At 37.8% G+C, this 23,791-nt stretch carries 21 protein-coding genes; 5 read left to right on the plus strand and 16 right to left on the minus strand.

Annotation, left to right across the window (positions count from 1 at the left end; genetic code table 11):
• Position 1: 1 nt before the first annotated feature.
• Positions 2-1,033 carry a PorP/SprF family type IX secretion system membrane protein gene (locus tag DUT68_RS04505; protein WP_237088255.1) on the plus strand — a complete coding sequence of 344 codons (1,032 nt, stop codon included), beginning with the start codon at positions 2-4 and terminating at the stop codon, positions 1,031-1,033.
• A gap of 135 nt (positions 1,034-1,168) precedes the next feature.
• Here DUT68_RS04505 and DUT68_RS04510 read toward each other — a convergent pair whose 3' ends face one another.
• The 4 genes from DUT68_RS04510 to pdxR all read right to left on the minus strand — a co-directional run bounded on the left by DUT68_RS04510 (position 1,169) and on the right by pdxR (position 6,854).
• Positions 1,169-1,744: a MarC family protein gene (locus DUT68_RS04510; protein WP_113636133.1), complete on the minus strand. Its 576-nt coding sequence runs from the start codon at positions 1,742-1,744 to the stop codon at positions 1,169-1,171.
• 86 nt (positions 1,745-1,830) lie between these two features.
• Complete coding sequence (locus tag DUT68_RS04515) at positions 1,831-2,961, minus strand: exo-beta-N-acetylmuramidase NamZ family protein (RefSeq protein WP_113636135.1); 1,131 nt, start codon at positions 2,959-2,961, stop codon at positions 1,831-1,833.
• Positions 2,962-3,050: 89 nt separating this feature from the next.
• Positions 3,051-4,730, minus strand: a complete 1,680-nt coding sequence (gene ettA / locus DUT68_RS04520) for an energy-dependent translational throttle protein EttA (protein ID WP_113636137.1) — start codon at positions 4,728-4,730, stop codon at positions 3,051-3,053.
• 645 nt (positions 4,731-5,375) lie between these two features.
• Positions 5,376-6,854, minus strand: coding sequence for a MocR-like pyridoxine biosynthesis transcription factor PdxR (gene pdxR / locus DUT68_RS04525; protein WP_113636139.1), 1,479 nt, complete (start codon positions 6,852-6,854; stop codon positions 5,376-5,378).
• Between the two features lie 156 nt (positions 6,855-7,010).
• On the opposite strand from pdxR, the gene DUT68_RS04530 reads away from it, so the two are divergent.
• Complete coding sequence (locus DUT68_RS04530) at positions 7,011-8,882, plus strand: TonB-dependent receptor plug domain-containing protein (protein ID WP_113636141.1); 1,872 nt, start codon at positions 7,011-7,013, stop codon at positions 8,880-8,882.
• Positions 8,883-9,222: 340 nt separating this feature from the next.
• Here the strand turns inward: DUT68_RS04530 and DUT68_RS04535 are convergent, their stop codons facing one another.
• The 9 genes from DUT68_RS04535 to DUT68_RS04575 form a co-directional block, all read right to left on the minus strand.
• Entirely contained in the window at positions 9,223-9,612 is a 390-nt protein-coding gene (locus tag DUT68_RS04535; RefSeq protein ID WP_113636143.1) for a DUF1398 domain-containing protein, read from the minus strand.
• A 123-nt stretch (positions 9,613-9,735) separates the two neighbouring features.
• Positions 9,736-10,500: a helix-turn-helix domain-containing protein gene (locus DUT68_RS04540; RefSeq protein ID WP_113636145.1), complete on the minus strand. Its 765-nt coding sequence runs from the start codon at positions 10,498-10,500 to the stop codon at positions 9,736-9,738.
• 42 nt (positions 10,501-10,542) lie between these two features.
• Positions 10,543-10,998, minus strand: a complete 456-nt coding sequence (locus tag DUT68_RS04545; RefSeq protein ID WP_113636147.1) for a DUF1801 domain-containing protein — start codon at positions 10,996-10,998, stop codon at positions 10,543-10,545.
• A gap of 130 nt (positions 10,999-11,128) precedes the next feature.
• Complete coding sequence (locus tag DUT68_RS04550) at positions 11,129-11,518, minus strand: lipoprotein (protein WP_113636149.1); 390 nt, start codon at positions 11,516-11,518, stop codon at positions 11,129-11,131.
• A 14-nt stretch (positions 11,519-11,532) separates the two neighbouring features.
• The gene (locus tag DUT68_RS04555) at positions 11,533-12,447 is read right to left on the minus strand and encodes a hypothetical protein (protein WP_198659536.1); all 915 of its coding nucleotides are present in this window, start codon (positions 12,445-12,447) and stop codon (positions 11,533-11,535) included.
• Positions 12,448-12,660: 213 nt separating this feature from the next.
• Entirely contained in the window at positions 12,661-13,251 is a 591-nt protein-coding gene (locus DUT68_RS04560; protein WP_113636151.1) for a hypothetical protein, read from the minus strand.
• 166 nt (positions 13,252-13,417) lie between these two features.
• Complete coding sequence (locus DUT68_RS04565) at positions 13,418-13,885, minus strand: CYTH domain-containing protein (RefSeq protein WP_113636153.1); 468 nt, start codon at positions 13,883-13,885, stop codon at positions 13,418-13,420.
• A 32-nt stretch (positions 13,886-13,917) separates the two neighbouring features.
• Positions 13,918-14,646: a BlaB/IND/MUS family subclass B1 metallo-beta-lactamase gene (gene bla, locus DUT68_RS04570; RefSeq protein ID WP_113636156.1), complete on the minus strand. Its 729-nt coding sequence runs from the start codon at positions 14,644-14,646 to the stop codon at positions 13,918-13,920.
• A gap of 81 nt (positions 14,647-14,727) precedes the next feature.
• Positions 14,728-15,417, minus strand: coding sequence for a hypothetical protein (locus DUT68_RS04575; RefSeq protein WP_198659537.1), 690 nt, complete (start codon positions 15,415-15,417; stop codon positions 14,728-14,730).
• A gap of 258 nt (positions 15,418-15,675) precedes the next feature.
• Between DUT68_RS04575 and DUT68_RS04580 the strand changes: the two genes are divergently transcribed.
• Entirely contained in the window at positions 15,676-18,342 is a 2,667-nt protein-coding gene (locus DUT68_RS04580; RefSeq protein ID WP_113636158.1) for a valine--tRNA ligase, read from the plus strand.
• A 348-nt stretch (positions 18,343-18,690) separates the two neighbouring features.
• Entirely contained in the window at positions 18,691-19,242 is a 552-nt protein-coding gene (locus DUT68_RS04585) for a hypothetical protein (protein WP_113636160.1), read from the plus strand.
• 1 nt (position 19,243) lies between these two features.
• Here DUT68_RS04585 and DUT68_RS04590 read toward each other — a convergent pair whose 3' ends face one another.
• Complete coding sequence (locus DUT68_RS04590; protein WP_113636163.1) at positions 19,244-19,633, minus strand: DUF1801 domain-containing protein; 390 nt, start codon at positions 19,631-19,633, stop codon at positions 19,244-19,246.
• Positions 19,617-20,201, minus strand: coding sequence for a DUF1572 family protein (locus tag DUT68_RS04595; RefSeq protein ID WP_113636165.1), 585 nt, complete (start codon positions 20,199-20,201; stop codon positions 19,617-19,619). Before DUT68_RS04595 ends, DUT68_RS04590 begins: the two co-directional genes overlap by 17 nt.
• Before the next feature lie 864 nt (positions 20,202-21,065).
• Between DUT68_RS04595 and DUT68_RS04600 the strand changes: the two genes are divergently transcribed.
• Positions 21,066-23,441: a TonB-dependent receptor gene (locus tag DUT68_RS04600; protein ID WP_113636167.1), complete on the plus strand. Its 2,376-nt coding sequence runs from the start codon at positions 21,066-21,068 to the stop codon at positions 23,439-23,441.
• 69 nt (positions 23,442-23,510) lie between these two features.
• On the opposite strand, the gene DUT68_RS04605 is transcribed toward DUT68_RS04600, so the two are convergent.
• A complete protein-coding gene (locus tag DUT68_RS04605) occupies positions 23,511-23,726 on the minus strand; it encodes a DUF3820 family protein (RefSeq protein WP_113636328.1) in 216 nt (71 codons plus the stop codon).
• Between the last annotated feature and the right edge of the window lie 65 nt (positions 23,727-23,791).

A 23,791-nucleotide genomic window follows, 5' to 3' on the forward strand; every position in this document is an offset into this window, starting at 1 on the left:
CATGTTTAAATTATCACTTAAAACGATGTTCTTGGCTCTTCCATTGAGTTTCGTATGGCTGTATTCAAACGCTCAAGACTTAATCTATTCTCAGTTCTATAATGCGCCAGCGTATTTAAATCCCGCGTTAAACGGTGAATTTGTTGGAGATATTAGAGTTAACCTTAACTACCGCTCTCAGTGGACAAAGGTTCAAGGTGCTTTGGATAGCTACACTTTTTCTTTAGATTATCAACTGCCAGTTTTGGGCGGCGGGATAGGGCTAATTGCCACAAAATCTACGGAGGGAACAGCTTATTTATCAAGATTGAACTTAGCGGCAATTTTTTCTTATAGCGTACAGTTAAACGACGAAAGCAGGCTTTCTTTTGGTCTTCAATCAGGTATGATTAACCGACGGATTGATGAGAGTAAATTACTGTTCTCTGATCAGATAGATAACAACGGTATTATCGACGGAGCAATCTCTTCGGCCTCAATTTTTACTCGGAATAAACGCAGCTTTTTTGATGCAGGTGCAGGTATCAACCTTGTAGTAGGAAATTTTATGATTGGTAGTTCAGCGCAACATCTCAATCAACCCGACGAGTCGTTTACCGGACAGCTTGCCAAGTTACCAATTAGGTATGGCATACACACCAGTTATTTAATCAGCCTTAATAAATTTAACGATGAACTGCCAGCAATTATTCCTTCAGTTGTACTGTATAAACAAAGTAATTTGAGTTCTGTTAGTGCTGGGTTTCAATATAAAACCAACGCTATTAACCTTGGTTTTTGGTATAGGGGTAACGGAAATCAACATGATGCTATCGTAGTTTCGGTTATTTTTGATTTATTTAAAAAAGATCGCAGCAGTAAGTTAAGATTGGGTATAAGCCATGATGCCACAACATCTAAAATAAATTATACTAATACAGGAGGTACAACAGAGGCCGCCTTAGTTTTTGAAACAGAAATACCGGGTAGGGCAGAAGCTCGATATATCAGGGAAAGAAATAATAACTTCAACAGATGTTACAAATTTTATTAACCTCTACTTTTTAATTTCCCACGCAAATAAGCAATAGCTTCAAGGAATATGGCTAAAGCACCAATGTATAAAGTGAATTGCTCAAATAGGTTCATCTAATTGGTTTTTTGTTTAGATGAATTTACGCAATTAATGTTACAATCCAGTATTTGTTCTGAATAATTTAATGGCAATTGCTAACAAAATAACCCCGAAGCTTTTACGTAGTACATTTAAGCCAGTTTTTCCAAGTAGCTTTTCCAATCTGGAAGTATTTTTTAGAACGAAATAAACGAACACCATATTAAGGATGATACCGATCAAAATATTCTCTGTGCGGTATTCCGTTTTTAAGGAGAGTAGAGTGGTCAATGAACCTGCACCGGCAATTAGTGGAAACGCAAGCGGCACAATTGATACCGTTTCTGGTGCTTCTTCCCTAAAGAAATTAATGCCTAATACCATTTCCATTGCTATGAAGAATATCACCAATGAACCCGCAATAGCAAATGATTGCACATCAACTCCAATGATGTTCAAAATTCCCTTTCCGCCAAAAAGAAACAATATCATAATTATGGTGGCTACTAAGGTTGCTTTTTCCGACTGGATGTGACCTGCTTTTTTACGTAATGAAATGATAATAGGAATGGAACCTAAAATATCTATTATCGCAAATAAGATCATGGTAGTAGATAGAATTTGATTGAAGTCGATTGATAGCGGGCCCATAATAGTTGAATTTATGCAAAAGTACAGCTAATACTTTAAAAAGGTGTTACGCGAAGACTAAGTTTTAAGATAATGTAGCATCAACGCTAATGATACAATAGAAAAGGTTGCATTAAATCTTTCCACGCTGGTATAGATGTGGTTATCTCATTGGTTTTGATTTTGATCAAAGCATCGCTTATTCCCAATAATTTATCTAGATGCTTTTCTCCGTTTGGATTAACATTAGTCAAATAATTTCGTTCCTTTAGCTCATTTGGGTGTATTTCAGCAAGGATTTTAATTATTCCTAGCGCAAAATTAACAGGTTTAAATTGATTCAAATGCCTAGGTTTTATTTTCAGTCCATGGCAAAGCTCATTTTGGTAAGGCTGGACCGCAGCTGTAAAAGAAACGATTTCCAAATCTATCTCATTATCCTTGCTTAGCAGTTTTTCTTTTAACAATTGCGCATTTATCCAAGGTGCTCCAAATTGCTCAAAAGGGAATGCCGTACCTCTGCCTTCGTTAACGTTTAAGCCTTCAAACAGGCAGGTGCCAGGGTAAATATAGGTGGTCCTTCTTTTTTGTATGGCGGGCGAAGTTCCGGTAAAAATATAGTTGTCGTTGGCATATCTGTCCCAGTTTTTCATCGCTACAATTTGTAAATTTAACAAGGGGTAATACTTGTGATTAAAGTAATTTGCCAATTCTGCTAAAGTGCAATTATGTTTTATAGGTATAGTGAATCTACCGATGAAAGAACTGTTGGCCGGTTCCAAAATTGGGCCCTCTGCAAACTCGAATTCGCTTGCAATGGGGTTAGGTCTATCTAAAATCAACACGTTTTTACCGTAGTTGGCACAAGCCTCCATTACGTAGGTCATAGTCCAAAGGTAAGTGTAAAACCTAGATCCGATATCTGGCAAATCAATAATCACCAAATCAATAGTTGCTAAATCACTTTCATTTGGTGCCAGCTTTTCACCATATAAACTCACAATTGGAAGTTGAGTTGCGCTGTCGATGCAATCGTGAATAAAAGCGCCATCATCTCCTTTAGTGTTAAATCCGTGTTCTGGTGCAAACAATTTTACAACGCTAAAACCTGCGTTTAGTAAGGCCAATCGGGAGTGTAAGCCTGTGTTTGTTACCGATGCCTCGTTGCAAACCAAGCCAATGCGCAAATTTTTAAAAGTTGCCGATTCCAGTAATACATCTATACCAAATTGTACCATCGTATAAATTTAAAAAAAAAGCGACTGCCATGTAGCAGTCGCTTTAAATTAGCTGTTTTGCAATTCCTAATCTAGGATCATTAATTTAACTATCCTAATTTTTTATATCTGATTCGTTTCGGAGTAACGTCGCCTAAACGCTTTTTGCGATTCTCTTCATAATCGGAATAGTTACCCTCAAAGAAATAAACCTGTGAGTCACCTTCAAAAGCTAAAATGTGTGTACAAATACGGTCTAAAAACCATCTATCGTGGCTAATCACTACCGCACAGCCGCCAAAGTTCTCCAAGGCTTCTTCTAAAGCACGTAAAGTGTTTACGTCAATATCGTTGGTAGGCTCATCCAGTAAAAGTACATTGGCACCTTCTTTTAATGTAATTGCTAAGTGCACACGATTACGCTCACCACCAGACAATACGCCAACTTTTTTCTGCTGATCAGCACCGTTGAAGTTAAATTTAGAAACGTAAGCTCTAGAGTTAACCTGTTTGTTGCCCAACAACATGTTGTCTAATCCGTCGGTAATGTTTTCATAAACCGTTTTGTCAGGATTTAAATCGTTGTGCATTTGATCTACATAGCCTAATTTCACAGTTTCGCCAACTTTAAAATCTCCGCTATCTGGTTGTTCCTGACCAGTAATTAGCCTAAACAAAGTAGTTTTACCCGCACCGTTAGGACCAATGATACCTACAATGCCCGCGGGCGGTAAAGAGAAGCTTAAATCTTCAAATAACAACTTGCCATCGTAAGCTTTAGAAATATGATTGGCTTCTATCACTACATTTCCCAAGCGAGGTCCAGCAGGAATAAAAAGCTCCAATTTTTCTTCGCGTTCCTTACCGTCTTCGCTAGCTAGTTTGTCGTAATTACTTAAACGAGCTTTAGATTTGGCGTGACGAGCTTTCGGCGCCATACGCACCCATTCTAACTCACGCTCTAGTGCTTTTTGACGTTTGCTTTCCGTTTTCTCTTCTTGCGCTAAGCGTTTCGCTTTTTGGTCTAACCAAGAAGAATAGTTACCCTTCCATGGAATACCTTCACCACGATCCAATTCTAAAATCCAGCCAGCAACATTATCCAAGAAATACCTATCGTGAGTTACAGCAATAACAGTACCCTCATAGTTTTGCAAGAACTGCTCTAACCAATCAATACTTTCCGCATCCAAGTGGTTGGTAGGCTCATCAAGTAATAAAACATCCGGCGATTGCAATAATAGACGGCACAACGCAACGCGGCGGCGCTCACCACCCGATAATACAGCAATTTTCGTTTCTGGATCAGGGCAGCGCAACGCATCCATAGCACGTTCTAGCTTATTGTCCAGTTCCCAAGCATTGGTCGCATCAATTTTGTCTTGAAGCTCCCCTTGTCGCTGCATCAATTTATCCATTTTATCAGCATCAGAGTAGTTTTCTTCTAAACCAAACGCCTCATTAATTGCTTCGTATTCTTTAAGTACAGCGGTAATTTCTGCAACACCTTCTTCTACCACTTCACGCACTGTTTTTTCTGGATCAAGTTCTGGCTCCTGTGCTAAATAACCCACCGAATAACCAGGAGAAAACACCACTTCGCCTTGGATAGATTTATCTAAACCAGCAATAATTTTTAATAGGGATGATTTACCAGATCCGTTTAAACCTACAACGCCAATTTTGGCACCATAAAAGAAAGAAAGATAAATATTTTTTAAAACCTGTTTTTGTGGCGGGTAAATCTTGCTTACACCTGCCATTGAAAAGATTATTTTTTCGTCTGACATGTTGAAATTTAGTTTGTGCAAAGATGCCATTTATTTTGGAAAAGTCCGAAAGATATAAGGGCTACGTCTGAAGATATGGCTTATTGTAAATTTGTAGATTTTTAGAAAGGCAATTTGCATCCCTCTCTGTCCTGTGGACATCTCTCCCTTGGAGGGAGAGATCTGAATTATTGAAGTTTATGCAATTTGAGGGGAGTTTTCTTTTTAGCGTTTAAACCTGTGCTAATAGATAAAAATGCAATAAAAAAAACGCTTTGGTATAAGTGAAATTGAATAGGCTACTTGCTTACCCACTCGCTATTCTCTCCATTTGGGAGAGATGCCGAAGGCAGAGAGGGATTTATTTTATCTAATATAAATAATTGAATGCTTTGAAGGTTGTTTTACCCTCTCTGTCCTGTGGACATCTCTCCCTAGGAGGGAGAGAGCGGAATTATTAAGGTTTCTGCAACTTGAGGGGAGTTTTCTTTTTAGCGTTTAAACCTGTGCTAATAGATAAAAATGCAATAAAAAAAACGCTTTGGTATAAGTGAAATTGAATAGGCTACTTGCTTACCCACTCGCTGTTCTCTCCCTTTGGGAGAGATGCCGAAGGCAGAGAGGGATTTACTTCATTATATCATAAATGCTTACAAGTTTTAAAGGTTAAGGCAGAGACGATAAATACTCGCCCATTATCTCCAAACTCTTTTCCATTTCTTCCATAGTTAAATGCCCAAAGCCTAATCTAATTGCAGTAAAATTTCTGTTTTGGTACAGGATGTTTTTGGGAATAAATAAACCCTTCTGCGTACAAAACTTAGCCATTTGCAATAAAGAAATTGGTGCTTGCCAGTTAAGCCACAATCCTAAACCGCCGCTAGGTTTGTTGAATTTCACCCTTTCTCCTAAGTGCTTAGCAATTAACTCGCAGCAATTATCTCGTCGTTCCATGTAAACTTTTAGGGATTTTTTCAGGTGTCTGTGGATATCTCCCTCAGCAATCATTTCCCCCAAAACCTGCTGCATAATTACATCTCCATGCCTATCCAACAAGCCAAGATATTTCTGCATCTCGCTAATCAAATTTTTGGGTGCAACTACAAAACCAGTACTAAACGAAGGAGCTAGCGATTTCCCGAAAGTGCCCGTATAAATTACCATGCCATTTAAATCTGCGCTAGCTAATGGCATAATGGTACTTTTCTCGTATTGGAAATCATAATCGTAATCATCTTCAATAATTACAAAGCCATATTCCTGAGCTAACTGTAATAATTTCACCCTTCGTTTTGCACTTAAAGTAACTGTGGTAGGGTAGTGGTGGTGCGGTGTAATATAAACAGCCTTAATTTTGGTAGATGTCAACTTTAGTTCCAACGCATCCACATCAATCCCTTGCCCATCTACGGGTATCGTTTGTAAGTTTGCCTTTGCCGACTGGAAAATCATGTTAGCGGTAAACAAGCCTAATTCACCTACTATTACCACATCTCCCGCCGAAATAATCAGCTGGGAAATGATGTAAAGACTCATTTCCGTACTTCTAGTAATCAGTAAATTATCTTTCGAAATATGTAAGCCCCTTGAACTATTCAGGTAATTGCTCAACTGCTCCTTAAAATAAATAGACGCTTGGTTATTGCTCATTTTCTTTGCCGTACCCTTTCGCTTTAATGATGCACTATACAAGCCAGAAAGTTGGTTGAACTGGGTTAATCGTACATCTGGCAAACCATCGTTCCATTGGTAGGTACAGTTACTTTCTTCAAACGGGTTGTCCAAAAGATTGGATTGTTTAAAGCTGTAGCCAGTTTGTGTAGGGTAATTCCCTAAAGATACCAATGCATCATAAGGCCTTTCCACCATTTTGGTTTTATTGTCCATCACAAATGCACCTTTGTTAGGTTCAATGGCAATCCAGCCTTGATGGTGCAAATCTTCATAAGCAGCAATTACCGTTTTTCTATGTAACGATAACAACTCGCTTAACTTCCTACTTCCAGGCATTTTAGCACCTGGAACTAAATATCCTCGTTGTATGGCATTGATGAGTTGTTGCGCCAACTGCAAATAAATAGGGGTTTTTGCCTCTCTATCTAGCGATATGAAACTTAAAAAAGGAATGTTAACCGGACTACTCATTTTGTTAAAACTGGACTATTGTAATGTTCCGGAAAGATACGAGTTTTGCGAAGAAATCTGGTAGGTGAAATTTTTAGTCGGAAAGTCCGAATTTGTTTTTAGGACGTGGCCTAAGACTCATGAACCAGTGAATCAACAAACATAAATTTTTATAACGTGAACAAGATATTACTACCGTTATTAACGCTCAGCTCAACTATCGCATTTGCTCAGCAGCAAGTAAAGCAAGACACTACTAAGCTCAACGAAATTGTGATTTCTGAAAATAGGTTGCAAACCCCATTTAGCAAGCAAGCTAGAAACATCCAGTTAATCACAAAAGAACAAATTGCGGAAATGCCAGTAAAATCCATCAACGAAGCATTGAGTTTTATTGCGGGAGTTGACGTTAGGCAAAGGGGGCCTTTCGGTGCGCAAGCCGATATCAGCATTGATGGAGGTACATTTGAGCAAACACTCATCTTACTTAATGGAGTTAAAATATCCGATGTGCAAACCGCACACCACTCCATGAATATTCCGGTGCCATTATCAGCTGTGGAGCGTATCGAAATAATCAAAGGCCCAGCGGCACGTATTTACGGCATCAATGCATTAACAGGCGCTATCAACATCATTACAAAAACTTCTGAAAGCCAAAGCATAGCTATTAATTTGCAAGCTGGAAGTTCTTTTGAAGACGAAGCTATGGGCGACGGTAGCGGTATTTACGGCGGTGCCTCGGCACAAGCTGCAATTAGGATGGCCGGAAAAAATAGCGGTCATTTGGTTGCTTTTGGCCTTAATGATTACAACGGACAGCGTTACAACAGTAGCACTTATGATTACAGGTTTTTTTATCAGGGAGATGTACTTCTTGATGATAAAAACAAGTTTAACTTCATGGCCGGCTATATTAGCAATGCATTTGGTGCAAGCGGATATTATGCAGCTCCAGGAGATAAGGAAGCATTTGAAATTGTAAAAACTGGATTGATTGCTTTGGGATCGGTACATCAGCTGAGTAAAAATTTCAGCTTGCGACCAAGGTTAAGCACCCGCTATAACTGGGACGATTATCGCTATTTCCGTAACGATTTAACTCGGGCTAGATCGCTGCACCAAACCAAAGTATGGTCGGCCGAATTGAATAGTAGCTTAACTACTTCCATTGGTGATTTTGGCTTCGGTTTGGAATCTCGTTCCGAAGATATTGAAAGTACCAACATTGGAGATAGAGAACGATATAACCACGGTGCTTACTTGGAATATAAAACGGAGGCGATAAAGAACTTGCTTCTGAATTTAGGTACTTATGTTAACTACAACACGCAGTACGGATGGCAAGCTTTTCCGGGGTTGGATGTTGCTTATCTTTTTGCGCCGAAATGGAAGTTTGCATTTAATGTGGGCTCAAGTCAACGCATTCCATCCTTTACTGATTTGTACTTGAACCAACGTCCGGGAAATATTGGCAATCCTAACTTGACCTCTGAAAATGCTTGGCAGTATGAAGTTTCCTTACAATACAAGGTGTCGAGTTTTCAGGTTCAAACTGGCTATTTTTATCGCAACATCAATGATTTTATTGATTGGGTGCGTAGCTCAAGCAGTGTGCCTTATCAACCGCAAAACTTTGGTAATAATAAAATTCAAGGTTTTAATGTAATGCTTGGTCAGTCGTTTAATGTTGGTGCAAAAAGTACCGTAACTTATCAGTTAAGCTACAACTATTTACATGCTGGAGAAATCAGCTACACCAATAATGTGACTTCAAAGTATGTAGTAGAGAATTTAAAAAATCAGGCTTTGGGTAGGCTAACCTACAAAAATGGCAATTGGCAGTTGATGGCAGGTGGAAGATGGATTGAAAGGGCCCTTAAAAATCCATATTTCGTTGGCGATTTGCGTTTGACCTACGGTAAAAGAAATTGGAACATATATACCGACGTTACCAATATTGGCAATGCCAGCTATATTGAAGTTGCTGCGGTGCCGCTGCCAAAAAGATGGTTTGCTTTAGGTACCAACATCAGGTTTGATTTGTAAAACGGAACTATTGTCCGCTAACGTATCATCTGCTAAAACATCATCAGCGATGGAATTATTCGCTGCTAACTCATTTTTTATAAGCGGAATAGTGTTGTTATTGCTATTCCGCTCATTTTTTTCTGCTTTTATAGTCCAAGAAAACATAATGAATAAAATATTTTTGATTGTCTGTTATTAGGCATAATCTGCATTTTTTCATTCTTGAAAATTTCGAGAATCTATTCCCATAATTGCCAAATATAGATTTCCTCCTAGCATCGGAATGACAAAACGCTTAAGAAATAGGCTTATTAGAAATTACGGACATTCAAAAAATATAAGACTGAATCTTCGAGCGTTACTGTGGGATTTGCTCTACCAAAATTTCCTTACCTGCCTTATCGTAATAAATGCAAGTCATTTGATTTATGCTGATGATCCATTTTTCAATGCCGGTTGCAGCACACATTTTAATGAAGGTCAAATAGTCTGTTTTGCCCTGTTGATGCGCTAGTAACTCAGCTTTAAATTCATCAATGTTTGTTTCATCGGCAATAGCTAATGTTTCGTGTTTTTCAGGTACTTTGGCTGTGTGGTTATCAGCTCCATGGTAATCAATGTGACCATCACTCACATAGGCCTCGTAATGTGTAACGCCCATTTGTTTGATTTCTCTAATATAAGACGGAAAATCTGCTCCTGATTTTACTTTGCTGTGTGCAGCTTTGATTTGTTCTACTGTAAACATTTTTTGTTATCCTTTAAATTTGATTATTTGTAGTCACAAAATTGCCTCACCGGAATCATCATCCGTTGTAAAAAATCGTTTTTTTTAAAATTTTGATGTATGATAAAGTGATGCGCTTTGACGTTATAGCAGCCGTTTGAAGTTCTCTGGAGTATCGCCCGTAAATTGTTTGAAATCCTTAGTAAAGTGTGCCTGATCAAAAAAGTTGTTTTCATAACAAATTTCCGCCAAACTTTTGCCTTGGTTGAGCTGTGCCAATACAGAGTTTAAACGGACTATTGAAGCGAATTTTTTTGCGGATATACCTACCACTTTTCTAAAACGCTTTTCAAACGGACTCTGACTTATACATAGTTTTTCGTTAAGTTCTTTAATTCTGATTGCTCCGTTGCTTTCGTAAATCATTTTTACTGCTGCGGTTACTAGTTGGTCGGTTGAAATTTGCTTAAGCTGCGACAGTAAAAAACTTTCCACTATTTTAATTCTTTTTACATCAGATGTAGTAGAAAGTAGCTGTTCTTCAACGCTTTTTACTTGGTTTTTATCGAAGATATCTTCTAAAGAAATGCTTAAATTAAACAATTCGTGAGCAGGATGAGACGCAAAATGAGTAAAGCCAATTTCAGTGAAAAAAACGAGAACCGTACCAATATGATCGGAGTTTTTGAAGATTTTATAGCTATCACTAACACCTGTAATACCTGCTGAAGACAGCTTGTTTTCAGTGCTGTCGCTAATTGTCGCCAATTTTCCACTGTACTGAAACCCGATAACTAAACCCGACGAAGGGAAAATTTTGTACTGGCCCGATAGTTCATTTTCCGATATGGCGTAATACTTAATGTAATCGCGTAATTGCAACGTCGGAAGATATTTATCGAATTTCATTATGATTGGTTTAGGCTGACCTCGAATTCGTATAACTGATAGCTACTTCTTAAGTTTGCTTTCGTAAAGTTCAACCCATTGCTTTAAGCTCATTTTTTGCATTAATTCGCCAATAAGTTGGTAGGGGATATCTTCCGTTTTTTTAAATCGGATACAACTTTTACCCATATCAAGTTTCTGTTTGCTGTGTTTAGGGTATGCTGCCACAAACCAGTCCATTAAACTTTGATCCATATAAATGCCCATGTGATAAAAGTTGATAGAGTTTTTTTGCGATGCCAAACCGGCAAAAGGTAGAGGTTCTATTGGCTTACAGTGATAGCCAACAGGATAAATGTGATGCGGTACAACGTAACCTAAACCGCCATAACTAATGCCAGCCTCAAAACCCTCAGGTAAATTTTGCACAATGGTTTGATGTAATTTGTTAAAGGCTTCTGACCTATCTTGAGGAACATTTGCTAAAATTTCCTCAACTGTATTTCCTGTTGCTTTCATCCCTAAGCAATTAATGTAGGCGTTTAATTTAATGTTTATCAGCTAATTCAGGTCATTTAACCTCTGTGAATTTCTGTGTTAAATGACCTAAATGTAGTTTTTTATTAGCAAAAAAGCAATTGATCTGCTTTTAGTTTGACTTTACAAAGTACTCCGTAGACTTCGCATCGTTCAAACTTTTGATATAGAAGTTTTGATCACCATCTTTGCCTTTAGTGAAAGTCAATTTTGTTACGGTATTGTCTGCTGCCACTAGGGTTAAAGTGTCATTTTTTAAGGAAAATTTTCCTTTTTGTTTTGTGCTATCCCCAAGCGCAAATTCATAAGTTTCATCTGCATTAAACGTAATGTTTCTAATTGCGGCATGCGGCGTAAACCAATTTCCCGCTAATTCTTTAGGTACGGTAGATGTGGCAACTTCTTCTGATTTAGCAACTTCTGTGGGAGCTTTTTCATTTTTAGGTTGGCTACATGCTGCTAAAGCAACAGCAATTGATAGCATTGAAAAGATTTTTTTCATGTGATAAGTGTTTTTTAAAATTTGATACTGTATTGAAAGTTAGCGACTAATTTTCTAGTTAAACCATCAGGTCGGGCATCTCTAACTACTAATGGCATGGCTAAACTAAGCTGAACGGACGACTTTCCATCCATTTTGTAATCTAAATACAAGTTGCTGTTGAGTGTTAGCCCTTTTGAACCGTTTATTTCTTTTTTCAAGTTCATTTCATCGGTATAGGAATCATTTTTGAGATGATAAATTGGTAGGATGCTTGGCGTAACTGTAAATCTTGCATTAACAGCTAGTGGATAGGAAGCTCTAAATAGCAAGTCGCCACTTCTTTGGAATTTGTTAGTTGACTGAAATGAGCGTAATTGAGCATTAGGCGTGTTAACTGCTAGAAAATGGTTGTTATTTTGGGTAATAGGTTGCTGTGCTGCGATTACAAATTGAAAAAGATTTGCTCGAAAGGCGAATCCTGCTAATACATCAATTGTGCCCAAGCTAGATTGGTAGTCCATCGGGAGGGCATAACCATCAACCATCTTGTTTGCTGAAGAGAACGGAATTTTTACGCCAATAGTTAGTTTTGAGCTAGCGCTAGTTTTATAATTAGCATTGAGAAAGAGATCAGACAGTCCGAATTTCTTCAATCCGTTTCCGCTTTGCGTAATGGAACTTATCTTAATGTTAAATCCCATTTGGTTAGATAATTGATGACTAAATTCAATCAAACTGCCATAGGATTTAATTGAGTGATCGGCCTTGCCCCAAAAAGAACCAATTACAAGTTCGCTTTTGTACGATTTCAAGCTGTCGGTTGTGGTGGGTTTGAAATTACTTACGGTACACAAACCAGCGTCGCTACAGCCTTGAGCTTTGCTATTGTTATAAATTAATACAAGAATTGTGGTTAACAATAAAATGTTTTTCGTTATGTTTTTCATTGGTAAATGAGGTTAAACAGTTTTTAAAGCATATTTGAGATGACTGAAATAGTGATCTCACGCCTATCAAATATAATCGACTGATTTAACAAATTCAGAAATTTCCTACTCCAAAAATGTGTTTTAAATTGATGAAAAGTTGCTGTGTTCCTGTCTTTAGAAGTTGGACAGGAAAACAAGGAAGTAAGGATTTATGTTTTGAAAACCACCAACTTACATTATTTTGTAACTGCCGTCTATAAAAATAAGTTTAAATCGCGGCAGCATATAACCTTCAACTGATATTTCTTTTAACTTGCCCTCTAACCTAATGTACTTGCCTTCTAAAGCTTCTTTTGAATCTTTTATGCCGTTTTTTATTTTTACGTAGTCGAAACAGAAAATTTGTGTGCCAGCAGCATTATTTACACAAGTAAAAAATGTATTCTTATCATCATCTGAGATATGAGTGCAATTAATATTGCAGTCTTCAATAAAAGGGTGGGCGGGCATTATCATTTCAGTTGATTTTAAGAAATAAACTTTTTGTAGGGCTTCTTTCTTGCTAAGTTTATTTTCGTTTAATAAACCTCCAACTGAGTAAATATAAATATATCGTAGTATTTTTCTCTCCGTCTGAAAGTCTTCAAGCAATTCGATCTCCGAGAGTAATTTTTTAGTCTGATTTTCGGATTTAGTCCAGTTTTCCTCAGATAAAGAAGTTAATATGCTATTATATTTTGCATTAAAGTTTTGTTGGTTTTGATTTTGTGCAATGCAATTAATAGAAATGCTTAGCAATAATAATAGCAATATTTTTTTCATTTTTTTATGTGAAACTATCTGATTTGATTTCTTTTCTCTTTAAGCAAGATTTTAATCCTCGTTTACGTATTAAATTTACATTTTCTATCTATTTCGAGATTACATAATTTAAAACGAATGCAAAAGAATTTAAACTAAGTTAATGCTGCTAGCTAAATTAATCAACTTACCACGCTTTGAACGGCTTGTTTGTCAAATTCGAATTGTAATATTTTTGTTTGCCGGTAACTTCAACACCAACCCATTCTGGAATACTAAAATTTTCGTCTTCGGTAGCCAGTTCTATTTCCGCTACAATTAGGCCAGCATTATCACCTAAAAATTCGTCAACCTCCCAAACTTTGCCATCAACTGTTATCTTGTATCTAATTTTTGAAAGCTCGGCAGTTGAAAATTGATCTAACAATTCGCCTGCTTCTTTAAAAGGAATTTCATATTCAAATTCAGTACGTACGGCACCAACAGAAATGCCTTTTATAGTTAGAAAACCTTGAGTGGTAGTTTGTCTCACTCTGATTGTTTTGTTTGGGTCGGTCAGTAAATAACCTTGTCGGTAGTACTCGCCTTCAGGTTTTTGCAATGCCTCCCATTTCAATTCATTTACCAAGTATTTTCTTTCTATTTCTAATCCCATGATATTGCAAAGTTATTGCGTTAATATTGCGCCTAATTTTTTTCCTTTAATTTTTTTGCTAAATTGATGGAATGTTTTAGTGAATTGACATTATCCCAATCGCTATGCGAAACAATGATGTATTTTGGGGCAGGATATTTTTTCTCTACGTTTTTTAGGGTATTATAGTACGCTTTCGTATCAGCATCGCCTAAAAATCCTAAATTTTTAGCGTCAACACCTTTAATCAAACAGCCGCCATATAAAATTTTTTCTTTGTTAAAGCCAATTACAATATTATCAATAGTGTGTCCCGGCCCTGGGTAATAGGTTTCAAAACTATAGTTTCCAACATGAAAAGTTGTGTCTTTATTGATGATGTTTTCGGCTCTTTTATTATTGTTCTTTTTACTCAATTCATCTGTAAGCTTGGTTGTGTACGTTTTAATGCCTTTTTGCCTATAGTATTCCAATCCTGCAGTGCGGTCATCATGCCAATGTGTAGCAATGCAAATATTAACGGTTTTATGGTGCTTAAATTGAATGCTATCCAATAAAGGCTGAAATTGAGTAGTGTCCCAAGGTGTATCGAATAAAATCACTCCTTCGCTGGTAACTAAGTACATACCATTTGCCGGAACCTTAGTGTTTTCATAATTGCCATACGTGGTGTAGATATAAAAATTGTCGGTAAGATGAGCAATTTTAAGTTTCGGTTGAGTAGTTTGTCCGAAAGATTTGCTTAGTGAAAAGAGAAGTATAGCTAGTAATATTTTTTGCATCGTCAGTTTTGGATAAAGTTGGTACTGCTAAAATTAAACTTTTTATATCGACAATTTTAAGATTTTACTGGAATAATCGGTTTAAAAGATGCTCATGTCAAGTTCATCGAAGTCTTTTATTGATGACAGCTTGATAAGTTTACTTACAGCCACAGATTTCGATGTTTCTTTAAATATCTCTTTACCATCCTTAGTTGTTTTAATGACCTCCCGTATCAGTTTCTTTTTGTTCAAAAAGTTAATGCTTTCTTCGTCGAAGGTCACCCAATCAGAGACAAAATTACTACGGTAGGCATTGTCGTAACCTATCAACTGAAAATCCGAGTTTTGAAATCTGAATGTATAGCTCCAATATCCGTATCGACCATGTGAGTAATAAATTATTAAATTTCCTTTCTTTATTTTGACCGAGAGTTCGGGTGCAAAATAAACTCCGCCGTCCTCATTTTCAGAAGAAAAGCACTTGTGATTTTTAGTGGCCAATTCAAATTGATTGCCTTTTTTGAATAACACAATTATGCCTCGTCTGTTGCGGTCTAGCCTTTCCCCACTTTCATTAGTGATAATTTGGTTTTTGTCAGTGCTTTTTATGATGAATACGCAATCTTCAGCCCCATCTTTATTTAAATCGCCTTTTATGGTGTTAACCACGACAAACCCTTTCGGTAAAAAGTCTGAAGCATTCCGTTGCTTAATCTGTGCAGCAGCCGTGGTAGCTAAGGTTATCAGTAAAATTGTAATTAGATTTTTTATGTTAGTTTGATTCGTCATTTTCATAACAATTTATACTTTGGCAAGACCTATTCAGTGGCAAATGTACATCTGAAAAGATGTATGTCTATATGAAGGCCTGAATATACCCAAAGCTAATAGTCGTTGGCAAAGGAACAATAAATAATCTTCAATGATGAATAAACTAATTAACTGATGAGGTACTGAACTAATAAACCAACAAACTAAAAATCAAAAAACCAGCTAATCAACCAAGCAAATTTCTATTTTTGCAAAATAATTTTTTTACCGACACTGATGAGTTTATCAACGAAATACAATCCGCAGGAAACAGAAAACAAATGGTATAGCTACTGGATGGAAAAGCGATTTTTTCACTCAGAGCCCGATGAGCGTGAACCTTACACCATCGTGATTCCGCCACCTAATGTAACTGGTGTGCTGCACATGGGACACATGCTTAACAATACCATTCAGGATGTATTGATCCGTAAAGCTCGTATGCAGGGTAAAAATGCGTGTTGGGTGCCCGGTACTGACCATGCTTCTATTGCTACCGAAGCAAAAGTGGTAGCCATGTTGAAAGAAAAGGGCATCAACAAAAAGGATATCGGCCGTGAGGAGTTTTTAAAGTATGCTTGGGAGTGGAAAGAAAAGTATGGCGGTATCATTTTAGAGCAGTTGAAAAAACTTGGTGCAAGTTGCGACTGGGATCGTACCCGTTTCACCATGGAGGAAGATTTGTCGGAAGCGGTGATTGATAGCTTTATCCATTTATATAAAAAAGGATGGATTTATCGTGGCATTAGGATGGTAAACTGGGATCCAGCTGGTAAAACTGCGGTTTCCGATGAAGAGGTAATCCGTAAGGAAGTAAACCAAAAGTTATATTACATTAAGTATAAAATCGTTAATGCAGAAGCAGGAAAGTCTGACCACCTTGTAGTAGCAACTACACGTCCTGAAACGATTATGGCCGATGCAGCGATTTGTATCAACCCTAATGATGAACGTTTTGCTCATTTGAAAGGAAAAAAAGTGTATGTGCCGCTGGTAAACCACGAAATTCCGGTAATTGAGGATGAGTACGTGGATATGGAGTTTGGTACAGGTTGTTTGAAAGTGACACCTGCTCATGATTTAAACGATTATGAACTTGGTGTAAAGCATAAATTGCCTGCTACCGATATTTTGAATGATGATGGTACCTTGAACGAATTGGCAGTGATTTTAGTAGGAGAGGACAGGTTTGTAGCTCGTAAGAAAATTGCTAAAATGTTGGAGGAAGCTGGTCATTTGGAGAAGGTAGAGGACTATAAATCGCAGGTTGGATTTTCGGAACGTACAGATGTGCCTATTGAACCAAAACTTTCGATGCAGTGGTTTGTGAAAATGAAAGAGATGGCTCAGCCTGCTTTGGATGATGTGCTGAACGGTGAGGTGAATTTGATTCCAAATAAGTTTGAAAATACTTACCGCCATTGGATGGAAAATGTACGCGACTGGAATATTTCTCGTCAGTTGTGGTGGGGACAACAAATTCCTGCTTGGTACGATGATAAGGGCGATTGGGTAGTGGCCAAAACCAAGGAAGAAGCTTTGGAAGAGTTTTGGAAGAAGAAACATTTGGAAGACGCCAATACAGATAAGGCTGGATTTTTAGCACAGCTGGCGCCTTTTATCAAACAAGATGAAGACGTGATGGACACTTGGTTCTCCTCGTGGTTGTGGCCAATTTCAGTTTTTGATGGCTTTAAAAATCCTGATAATAAAGATTTTAATTACTACTATCCAACCAATGATTTGGTTACGGCTCCTGAAATTTTGTTTTTCTGGGTAGCTCGTATGATTATGGCTGGTCGTGAGTTTACTGGCAAAAAACCATTCACTAACGTATACTTAACTGGTATCGTTCGTGATAAGTTGGGTCGTAAAATGTCAAAATCATTAGGCAACTCGCCTGATCCAATTGGTTTAATCGAGCAGTACGGTGCTGATGGCGTTAGGGTTGGTATGTTAATGTCGTCGCCTGCAGGTAACGATTTAATGTTTGATGAAGCTTACTGTGAGCAGGGTAGAAATTTTGCGTCTAAAATTTGGAATGCTTTCCGTTTGGTGAAAGGTTGGGAGGCCGATACAAGTTTGGCTAACCCTAATGAGCAGGCTATTGCTTGGTTCGAAAGCCGTTTTAATGAAGCACTTACTGAGATAGAGCACAATTTCAAACAGTATCGTTTGTCAGAGGCACTAATGGCAACTTATAAATTGGTATGGGATGATTTCTGTGCTTGGTACTTAGAAATGGTAAAACCTGCATATCAGCAACCAATTGACGCTGCAACTAAAGCTGCTACGGTGAATTTCTTCGAGCAAATTTTGAAGTTGTTGCACCCATTTATGCCTTTCATTACTGAAGAACTTTACCATGATGAGATTTTTGGCGAACGTACCGCTATGGATTGCTGTATTGTTGCTGACTACCCAGTGATTGGTGCAATTAATGAAACGTTGTTAAAGGAGGCGGAGTTGGTTAAAGGTTTGATTTCGGAAATCAGGAATGTGAGAAACAGCAGGCAAATTTCTCCAAAAGAGAGTTTGGAATTGAGCATAAAAGTAAATTCAGAAACCAATTACACCAATTGGTTGGCTAATGTATACAAGTTGGCTAATGTAAGCAAAGCTGATTTTGTTAGCGATAAATTGGTTGGTGCTGCTGCATTTATGGTAGGTAAGGACGAGTTTTTTATTCCTTTGAGCCAAAATGTGGATGTGGATGCTGAACGCGAACGTTTAACGAAAGAACTAGAATATTTGCAAGGCTTCTTGAAATCGGTAGATGCGAAGTTGGCTAATGAGCGTTTTGTACAGAACGCAAAGCCCGAGATTATTGCTAATGAACGTAATAAAAAAGCAGATGCGGAATCGAAGATTGCTATAATTCAGGATAGTTTAGCGGCTTTGTAATTAGGTACTAAAGGCTATAACTGAAGGACTGTTTCTTGTTAAGTCAATAAACCCTCTCTGCCCTTTGGGCATCTCTCCCTGGGAGGGAGAGAGTAGCGTATTGCCTAGTTTGCCGTTTAAATGTTTTATATTTTAGTTGAGCTGAAATCATCACTGGTTTGCATTACTGAGAATATAAAAGTGTCATTATAAAACTGTGCTATTCTCTCCCTCTCAGGGAGAGATGGCGAAGCCAGAGAGGGTGGCTACATTGTAAAGTAAACTACACCTGTATCAAGGCTTTTACATCTAAAACATTAATTTTAGAACAAAACTTCTTTTCTTTAACTTTTAAATAAATTACCAGATATGAAAAGAATTTTCTTGCTTTTTGCTGCTGCAGTACTTTTTTCTTGTTCTAATAATGAAACCAAAGAGGCTCCGGTTGCTTCCAATATCTTCATCGAAAGAAATGTTTCTGAGTTTGTAGCACAACACCCTGAATGGACTAACGGCGACAATACCAATGAAGAAATCACCGATAAATTTCAGCATGAAGTTAAACGTTGGAGCAACGAAGAAGATTTTTTGAAAGATATGCCACTACAGTTGAGAGAATTGAGAGATACCACACTAAATGGCACTGCATTTAAAATAGGCACTTTTACTGGTTACAACGACAACACGCGACCTAGCGGCTCGATACTAAATTACATACAAGTGAAAATTGATGGTGTGCTTTCTCCAGAGCAGTTAGCTCAAGTGAAAATTGATGGTAAATACAATTTGGAAGGCATGTTGTACAAGCAAGGCAGCAGAAAAGACGTGAAGTTAATTAGCGTAGCAGATTTTAAAGGCTATGATTTAGGTAAATACCTCTTTTCCTTAACTAAAATTACGCCTATTGCAGCTAAACCTTAAATTATTTTAAGCGTTCCAGCTGCCCTTTGCGTTTAACCAAGTTCTTATAATCCCATTGTATGGCAACCGCTTTTTCTAGCCATCGCTTTAAATCGGGTATATTTATTTGGGTTGCGCTGGTATACCTAATTTCAGCGGCTTTAAAAGATCCTTCGTTTTTAAGGGCAGGCTCATCAAAAGATTGCCCGCTCCAAAACAACAGGCGAACGCTATCCTTTAGTTTGCTATAGCCAACAATTGGGTTGCCATTCAAAAACCAAACTGGATGTGCATGCCAAATTTTACTCTCTGCGTTGCTCAAATTGGCATCAATCGTCGTTGCTAATGCATCACAAATTGCCTTGTCGTTTACTTCCTGTTTATTGTTGTAGGCTTCAATTTCGTTGTTCATTAGGATTTTGATTTAGAAATTCATCGGTGAAATGTGCTTTCTGTTGCGTTTGCGCAAATTTTGCGTCGTTAAAACTTTGTGATTTTCCTTTAGGTATAGATAGAGATTGCCATTGCTGTTGTGCAAGCATTTTTCCTAGCATTACAATTTGTCCAATGTGGTAGGGGTAGTGCGCTAACTGACGGTTTAAAGCCTCAATTACCGTATGGCCTTGGTTTCTGATGTACACTATTTTTCCCAAATCATCATCGGTTAAGGCGTTGATAGCTTCTAGAAAGCAATCCCAACCTTTCTCCCATTGTTCTAGTACTTCTTGTTTGGTAGTTGCTTTTACCTCAAATTCTGCATCTCGGTTACGCCATTCTTTTTCGCCATCGGAGGTAAGGAAATCTGTAAATCGCGATAGCATATTGCCCGAAAGGTGGTTAACGATAATCGCAATGCTGTTGCTATCCTCATTAAATTGCCAAAAAAATGCTTCTTCATTGAGCTGTGCAAAGGTTTTGTCGCCAAGCATTTTATAATATTGAAATTGCTTTTTGGTGCTTTCGAGATAATCAAGGTTCATGATTTGGTGTTTTTTTTACTTAAAGATAGGAGGATTTTTGGTTTTTAAAATCCTTGTTTTAGGATTTTGCGAAAAAGAATTTGCTTTACGTTCTCCGTGTACTTTGCGGTCATTTTTTAACGCAAAGTAAAAGGAGTTTCTCTAAGAACGCCAAAGTGTTTAATCTAGAAAATAGATTCCTCCTAGCGTCGGAATGACAAAGTTCGAAAAAGTTAGACTGAAATTTAAACAGTTTCTTAATAGAAAAGTTAGTTTTTCTTTGCGTTCTCCGTGTACTTTGCGGTTATTTTTTAACGCGAAGGACTCAAAGGCGTTTTAATTTAGAAGATAGATTCCTCCTAGCGTCGGAATGACAAAGGCCGAAAAAAGTTAAACTGATTATTCTTTATATCGTGTTGGTCATTTTGCTTTGTGGTTATTTTAACGCAAAGGAAAAGGAGTTTCTTGGAGGACGCAAAGGCGTTTTAGTAAGTTAGTTTTGCTTTGCGTGCTTTGTGTACTTTGCGGTTATACTTTTAAATCGTTGATGTTGTTAAGGCCTATTTGTCTAACCTAAGTGGGGTTTTGCTGTTGGTTTTTGAACTGAAATTTTGCATTTATAAAAAGAATAATAACTTTGCAGCATCAATAAGGGGTGCCTTGTTTTGCATGAAACACAAATAAAGGCTGAGATCATACCCATTTTAAGGTGAAAGTTAATAGGTACAAGATGAGGTTTTAAAACCTAATTCCCAATTCCTAATCACTTAAGCCCTAAATGCACCTGATCCAGGTAATGCTGGCGTAGGGATGGTTTATGAAGTTTAACTAAAGTCGGGAGTAACCCCTACTTACCGATGGGTTTAACTAAAAAACAACAAAAAGTTGAAAACATTAAAGTTTGCAGTATTGGCTGCATTGCTGTGTCCATTTTGGGCATTAGCTCAGTTTAAAATTTCAGGAACAGTTTCTGGAAATGGTACAAACGCACTTTCTGGTGCAAATGTGAGGGTGAAGGGTAAAAATTATACCACGGCTACTAATGCTAATGGAGCCTATGAGTTTGCGAATTTGCCAGCTGGAAATTACACCGTCGTGGTGAGTTATGTAGGCTTTGGTTCGCAGGAAAAATCCATTGACCTCAATGCTAATCAAACACTAAATTTTAGTTTACAGCAACTATCTTTTGTGGCCGATGAAGTGGTAGTAAGTGCTACCAGAGCGGGAAAAAAGGATGCATTTACCTTTAAAAATTTAACGAAGGCCGATTTGGATAAGGTTAACCAAGGACAGGATTTGCCTTACCTGCTCAATCAAACGCCTTCGGTAGTAGTAACCTCCGATGCCGGAGCTGGCGTTGGTTACACCGGAATTAGGATTAGAGGCAGTGACGCTACAAGAATTAACGTTACGCTAAATGGAATTCCGTTGAACGATGCTGAGAGCCAAGGTAGTTTTTTCATCAATTTACCTGATTTGGCTTCATCAGTTGATAACATCCAAATTCAGCGTGGTGTGGGTACATCAACCAACGGAGCAGGTGCTTTTGGAGCTAGCTTGAATATTCAAACTACCACAAGAAGAGACTCTGCTTATGCGGAACTTAACAACACTTATGGTTCTTACGATACTTGGAGAAACACCGTTAGCGCCGGTACAGGTTTGATTAACAACAAGTTTAGTTTCGACGCTCGTTTGTCAAGAATTAAATCTGATGGTTACATGGATAGGGCTTCGTCTAACTTAAAATCATTTTTTGTGACTGGAGCGTATTATGGTAAGAATGATATTTTGCGTGCCAATGTATTTAGTGGCACCGAAAAAACTTACCAAGCTTGGAATGGCGTTCCGGAAGAAAAGCTGTTGACTGATAGAACATTTAACGAGTTTACTTACGATAACCAAACAGATAACTATCAGCAGGACCATTATCAATTATTTTACACCCGTAATTTAGGTAGACAATTGGTGGCTAATGCAGCGCTTCATTACACCTATGGCAGAGGTTATTATGAAGAGTTTAAGGCTAATAGAACCTTGGCGGATTATGGTTTGGGCAATGTTGTAGTTGGATCTACCACCATTACTAAAACAGATTTAGTGCGCAGGTTATGGTTGGATAACGATTTTTACGGCGGTACCTACTCATTAGCTTACACGCCTCAAAGCAATTTGAATTTTACTTTAGGTGGTGCATACAATAGGTACGAAGGCGAACATTTTGATGAGGTAATTTGGGCGCAGTATGCTAACTACAATGGAGCGGCTTCTATGCGCCACAGGTACAACGACAATGATGCATTTAAAAGTGACTTCAATATTTTTGGACGTGCCAGCTATCAGTTAGATCAGCTGAACATTTTTGCTGACTTGCAGTATCGCAATGTTTTTTATTCCTATTATGGGCTTGATGCCAACGGTAATCCGGGGCAGCAAAGTGCTAGGCTAGAATTTTTTAACCCAAAGTTTGGCGTAACTTATAACCTTACGGATAGGAGCAATGTGTATGCTTCGGTTGCTGTTGGAAACAAAGAGCCAAATCGTAGAGATTTTACGGATTCAAACGTGAACACTCGTCCGAAACATGAAACGTTAACAGATATTGAGTTCGGCTATCGCTCTCAACAATCTAATTTCAACGTAGGTGCTAACGGTTTCGCTATGCTATATAAAAACCAGTTAATTAATACCGGACAAATTAATGATGTTGGTGGTTTTACACGTCAGAATGTGCCTAACAGTTATAGATTAGGCGTGGAGTTGGATGCTCGTTGGCAGATTTTGAAAAATTTCGCTTGGGGAGCTACAGCTACGTTGAGCGAAAGTAAGATTAAAAAATTCACGGAATATGTGTATGATAATGTGTCTGGTTTCCCTGCTAAAACTTTTGATTACAACAATACCAACATCGCTTATTCGCCAAATATCATTTTATCAAGTGATTTAAATTATACCATTCATGGTATTGGATTTGGCTTGATCAGCAAATATGTGGGCAAGCAGTTTTTGGATAATACAAACACCGATAGCAGGTCGTTGGATGCTTTTTTTGTTAACGATTTACGATTCACCTACAATACGCCTTTGCTAGGTATTAAAAACGTAGGTTTGAATTTCTTCATTAACAACGTGTTTAACGTAAAGTATGAGAGTAACGGTTATACTTTTCCTGATATGAATGGTGGCGTAATCGATCGCTATAACTATTACTACCCGCAGGCAACACGTAACTTTTTATTGAGCTTAAATTTAAAGTTTTAATCCACAATAGTCATTTTGAGCTTGTCGAAATATCTAATAGGTTTCGACAAGCCCAACCTGGCAACAACCTCATCTTCCTTGTTTGAGCGGTTGCAATAAATACTCCAACCCGTTTAGTTTAATTTCGTAAAGCGTGTGGAGCAACATCCCTAATTTACCTGCCGGAAATCCTTTGCTGTGATACCAAACCAAGTAATGTTCTGGCAAATCGCATAGCAACTTGCCCTGATATTTGCCAAAAGGCATTTTCATTGTTACGAGTTCTTTTAGTAGTTCGGGATTCATGAGGTTAAAGGTAACTAAATTTTGCGTGGCAATAAATTGGGCCAAACGCTAATATGCTATAACAA

It is taken from the genome of Pedobacter zeaxanthinifaciens (assembly GCF_003313335.1).
In the GTDB taxonomy this organism is placed as follows: domain Bacteria; phylum Bacteroidota; class Bacteroidia; order Sphingobacteriales; family Sphingobacteriaceae; genus Pedobacter; species Pedobacter zeaxanthinifaciens.

Excerpts from the sequence above, each read along its gene's own strand:
- DUT68_RS04505 (WP_237088255.1), top strand. The coding sequence starts at position 2 with ATGTTTAAATTATCACTTAAAACGATGTTCTTGGCTCTTCCATTGAGT.
- DUT68_RS04510 (WP_113636133.1), bottom strand. The coding sequence starts at position 1,744 with ATGGGCCCGCTATCAATCGACTTCAATCAAATTCTATCTACTACCATG.
- DUT68_RS04515 (WP_113636135.1), bottom strand. The coding sequence starts at position 2,961 with ATGGTACAATTTGGTATAGATGTATTACTGGAATCGGCAACTTTTAAA.
- ettA (WP_113636137.1), bottom strand. The coding sequence starts at position 4,730 with ATGTCAGACGAAAAAATAATCTTTTCAATGGCAGGTGTAAGCAAGATT.
- pdxR (WP_113636139.1), bottom strand. The coding sequence starts at position 6,854 with ATGAGTAGTCCGGTTAACATTCCTTTTTTAAGTTTCATATCGCTAGAT.
- DUT68_RS04535 (WP_113636143.1), bottom strand. The coding sequence starts at position 9,612 with ATGTTTACAGTAGAACAAATCAAAGCTGCACACAGCAAAGTAAAATCA.
- DUT68_RS04540 (WP_113636145.1), bottom strand. The coding sequence starts at position 10,500 with ATGAAATTCGATAAATATCTTCCGACGTTGCAATTACGCGATTACATT.
- DUT68_RS04545 (WP_113636147.1), bottom strand. The coding sequence starts at position 10,998 with ATGAAAGCAACAGGAAATACAGTTGAGGAAATTTTAGCAAATGTTCCT.
- DUT68_RS04550 (WP_113636149.1), bottom strand. The coding sequence starts at position 11,518 with ATGAAAAAAATCTTTTCAATGCTATCAATTGCTGTTGCTTTAGCAGCA.
- DUT68_RS04555 (WP_198659536.1), bottom strand. The coding sequence starts at position 12,447 with ATGAAAAACATAACGAAAAACATTTTATTGTTAACCACAATTCTTGTA.
- DUT68_RS04560 (WP_113636151.1), bottom strand. The coding sequence starts at position 13,251 with ATGAAAAAAATATTGCTATTATTATTGCTAAGCATTTCTATTAATTGC.
- DUT68_RS04565 (WP_113636153.1), bottom strand. The coding sequence starts at position 13,885 with ATGGGATTAGAAATAGAAAGAAAATACTTGGTAAATGAATTGAAATGG.
- bla (WP_113636156.1), bottom strand. The coding sequence starts at position 14,646 with ATGCAAAAAATATTACTAGCTATACTTCTCTTTTCACTAAGCAAATCT.
- DUT68_RS04575 (WP_198659537.1), bottom strand. The coding sequence starts at position 15,417 with ATGACGAATCAAACTAACATAAAAAATCTAATTACAATTTTACTGATA.
- DUT68_RS04580 (WP_113636158.1), top strand. The coding sequence starts at position 15,676 with ATGAGTTTATCAACGAAATACAATCCGCAGGAAACAGAAAACAAATGG.
- DUT68_RS04585 (WP_113636160.1), top strand. The coding sequence starts at position 18,691 with ATGAAAAGAATTTTCTTGCTTTTTGCTGCTGCAGTACTTTTTTCTTGT.
- DUT68_RS04590 (WP_113636163.1), bottom strand. The coding sequence starts at position 19,633 with ATGAACAACGAAATTGAAGCCTACAACAATAAACAGGAAGTAAACGAC.
- DUT68_RS04595 (WP_113636165.1), bottom strand. The coding sequence starts at position 20,201 with ATGAACCTTGATTATCTCGAAAGCACCAAAAAGCAATTTCAATATTAT.
- DUT68_RS04605 (WP_113636328.1), bottom strand. The coding sequence starts at position 23,726 with ATGAATCCCGAACTACTAAAAGAACTCGTAACAATGAAAATGCCTTTT.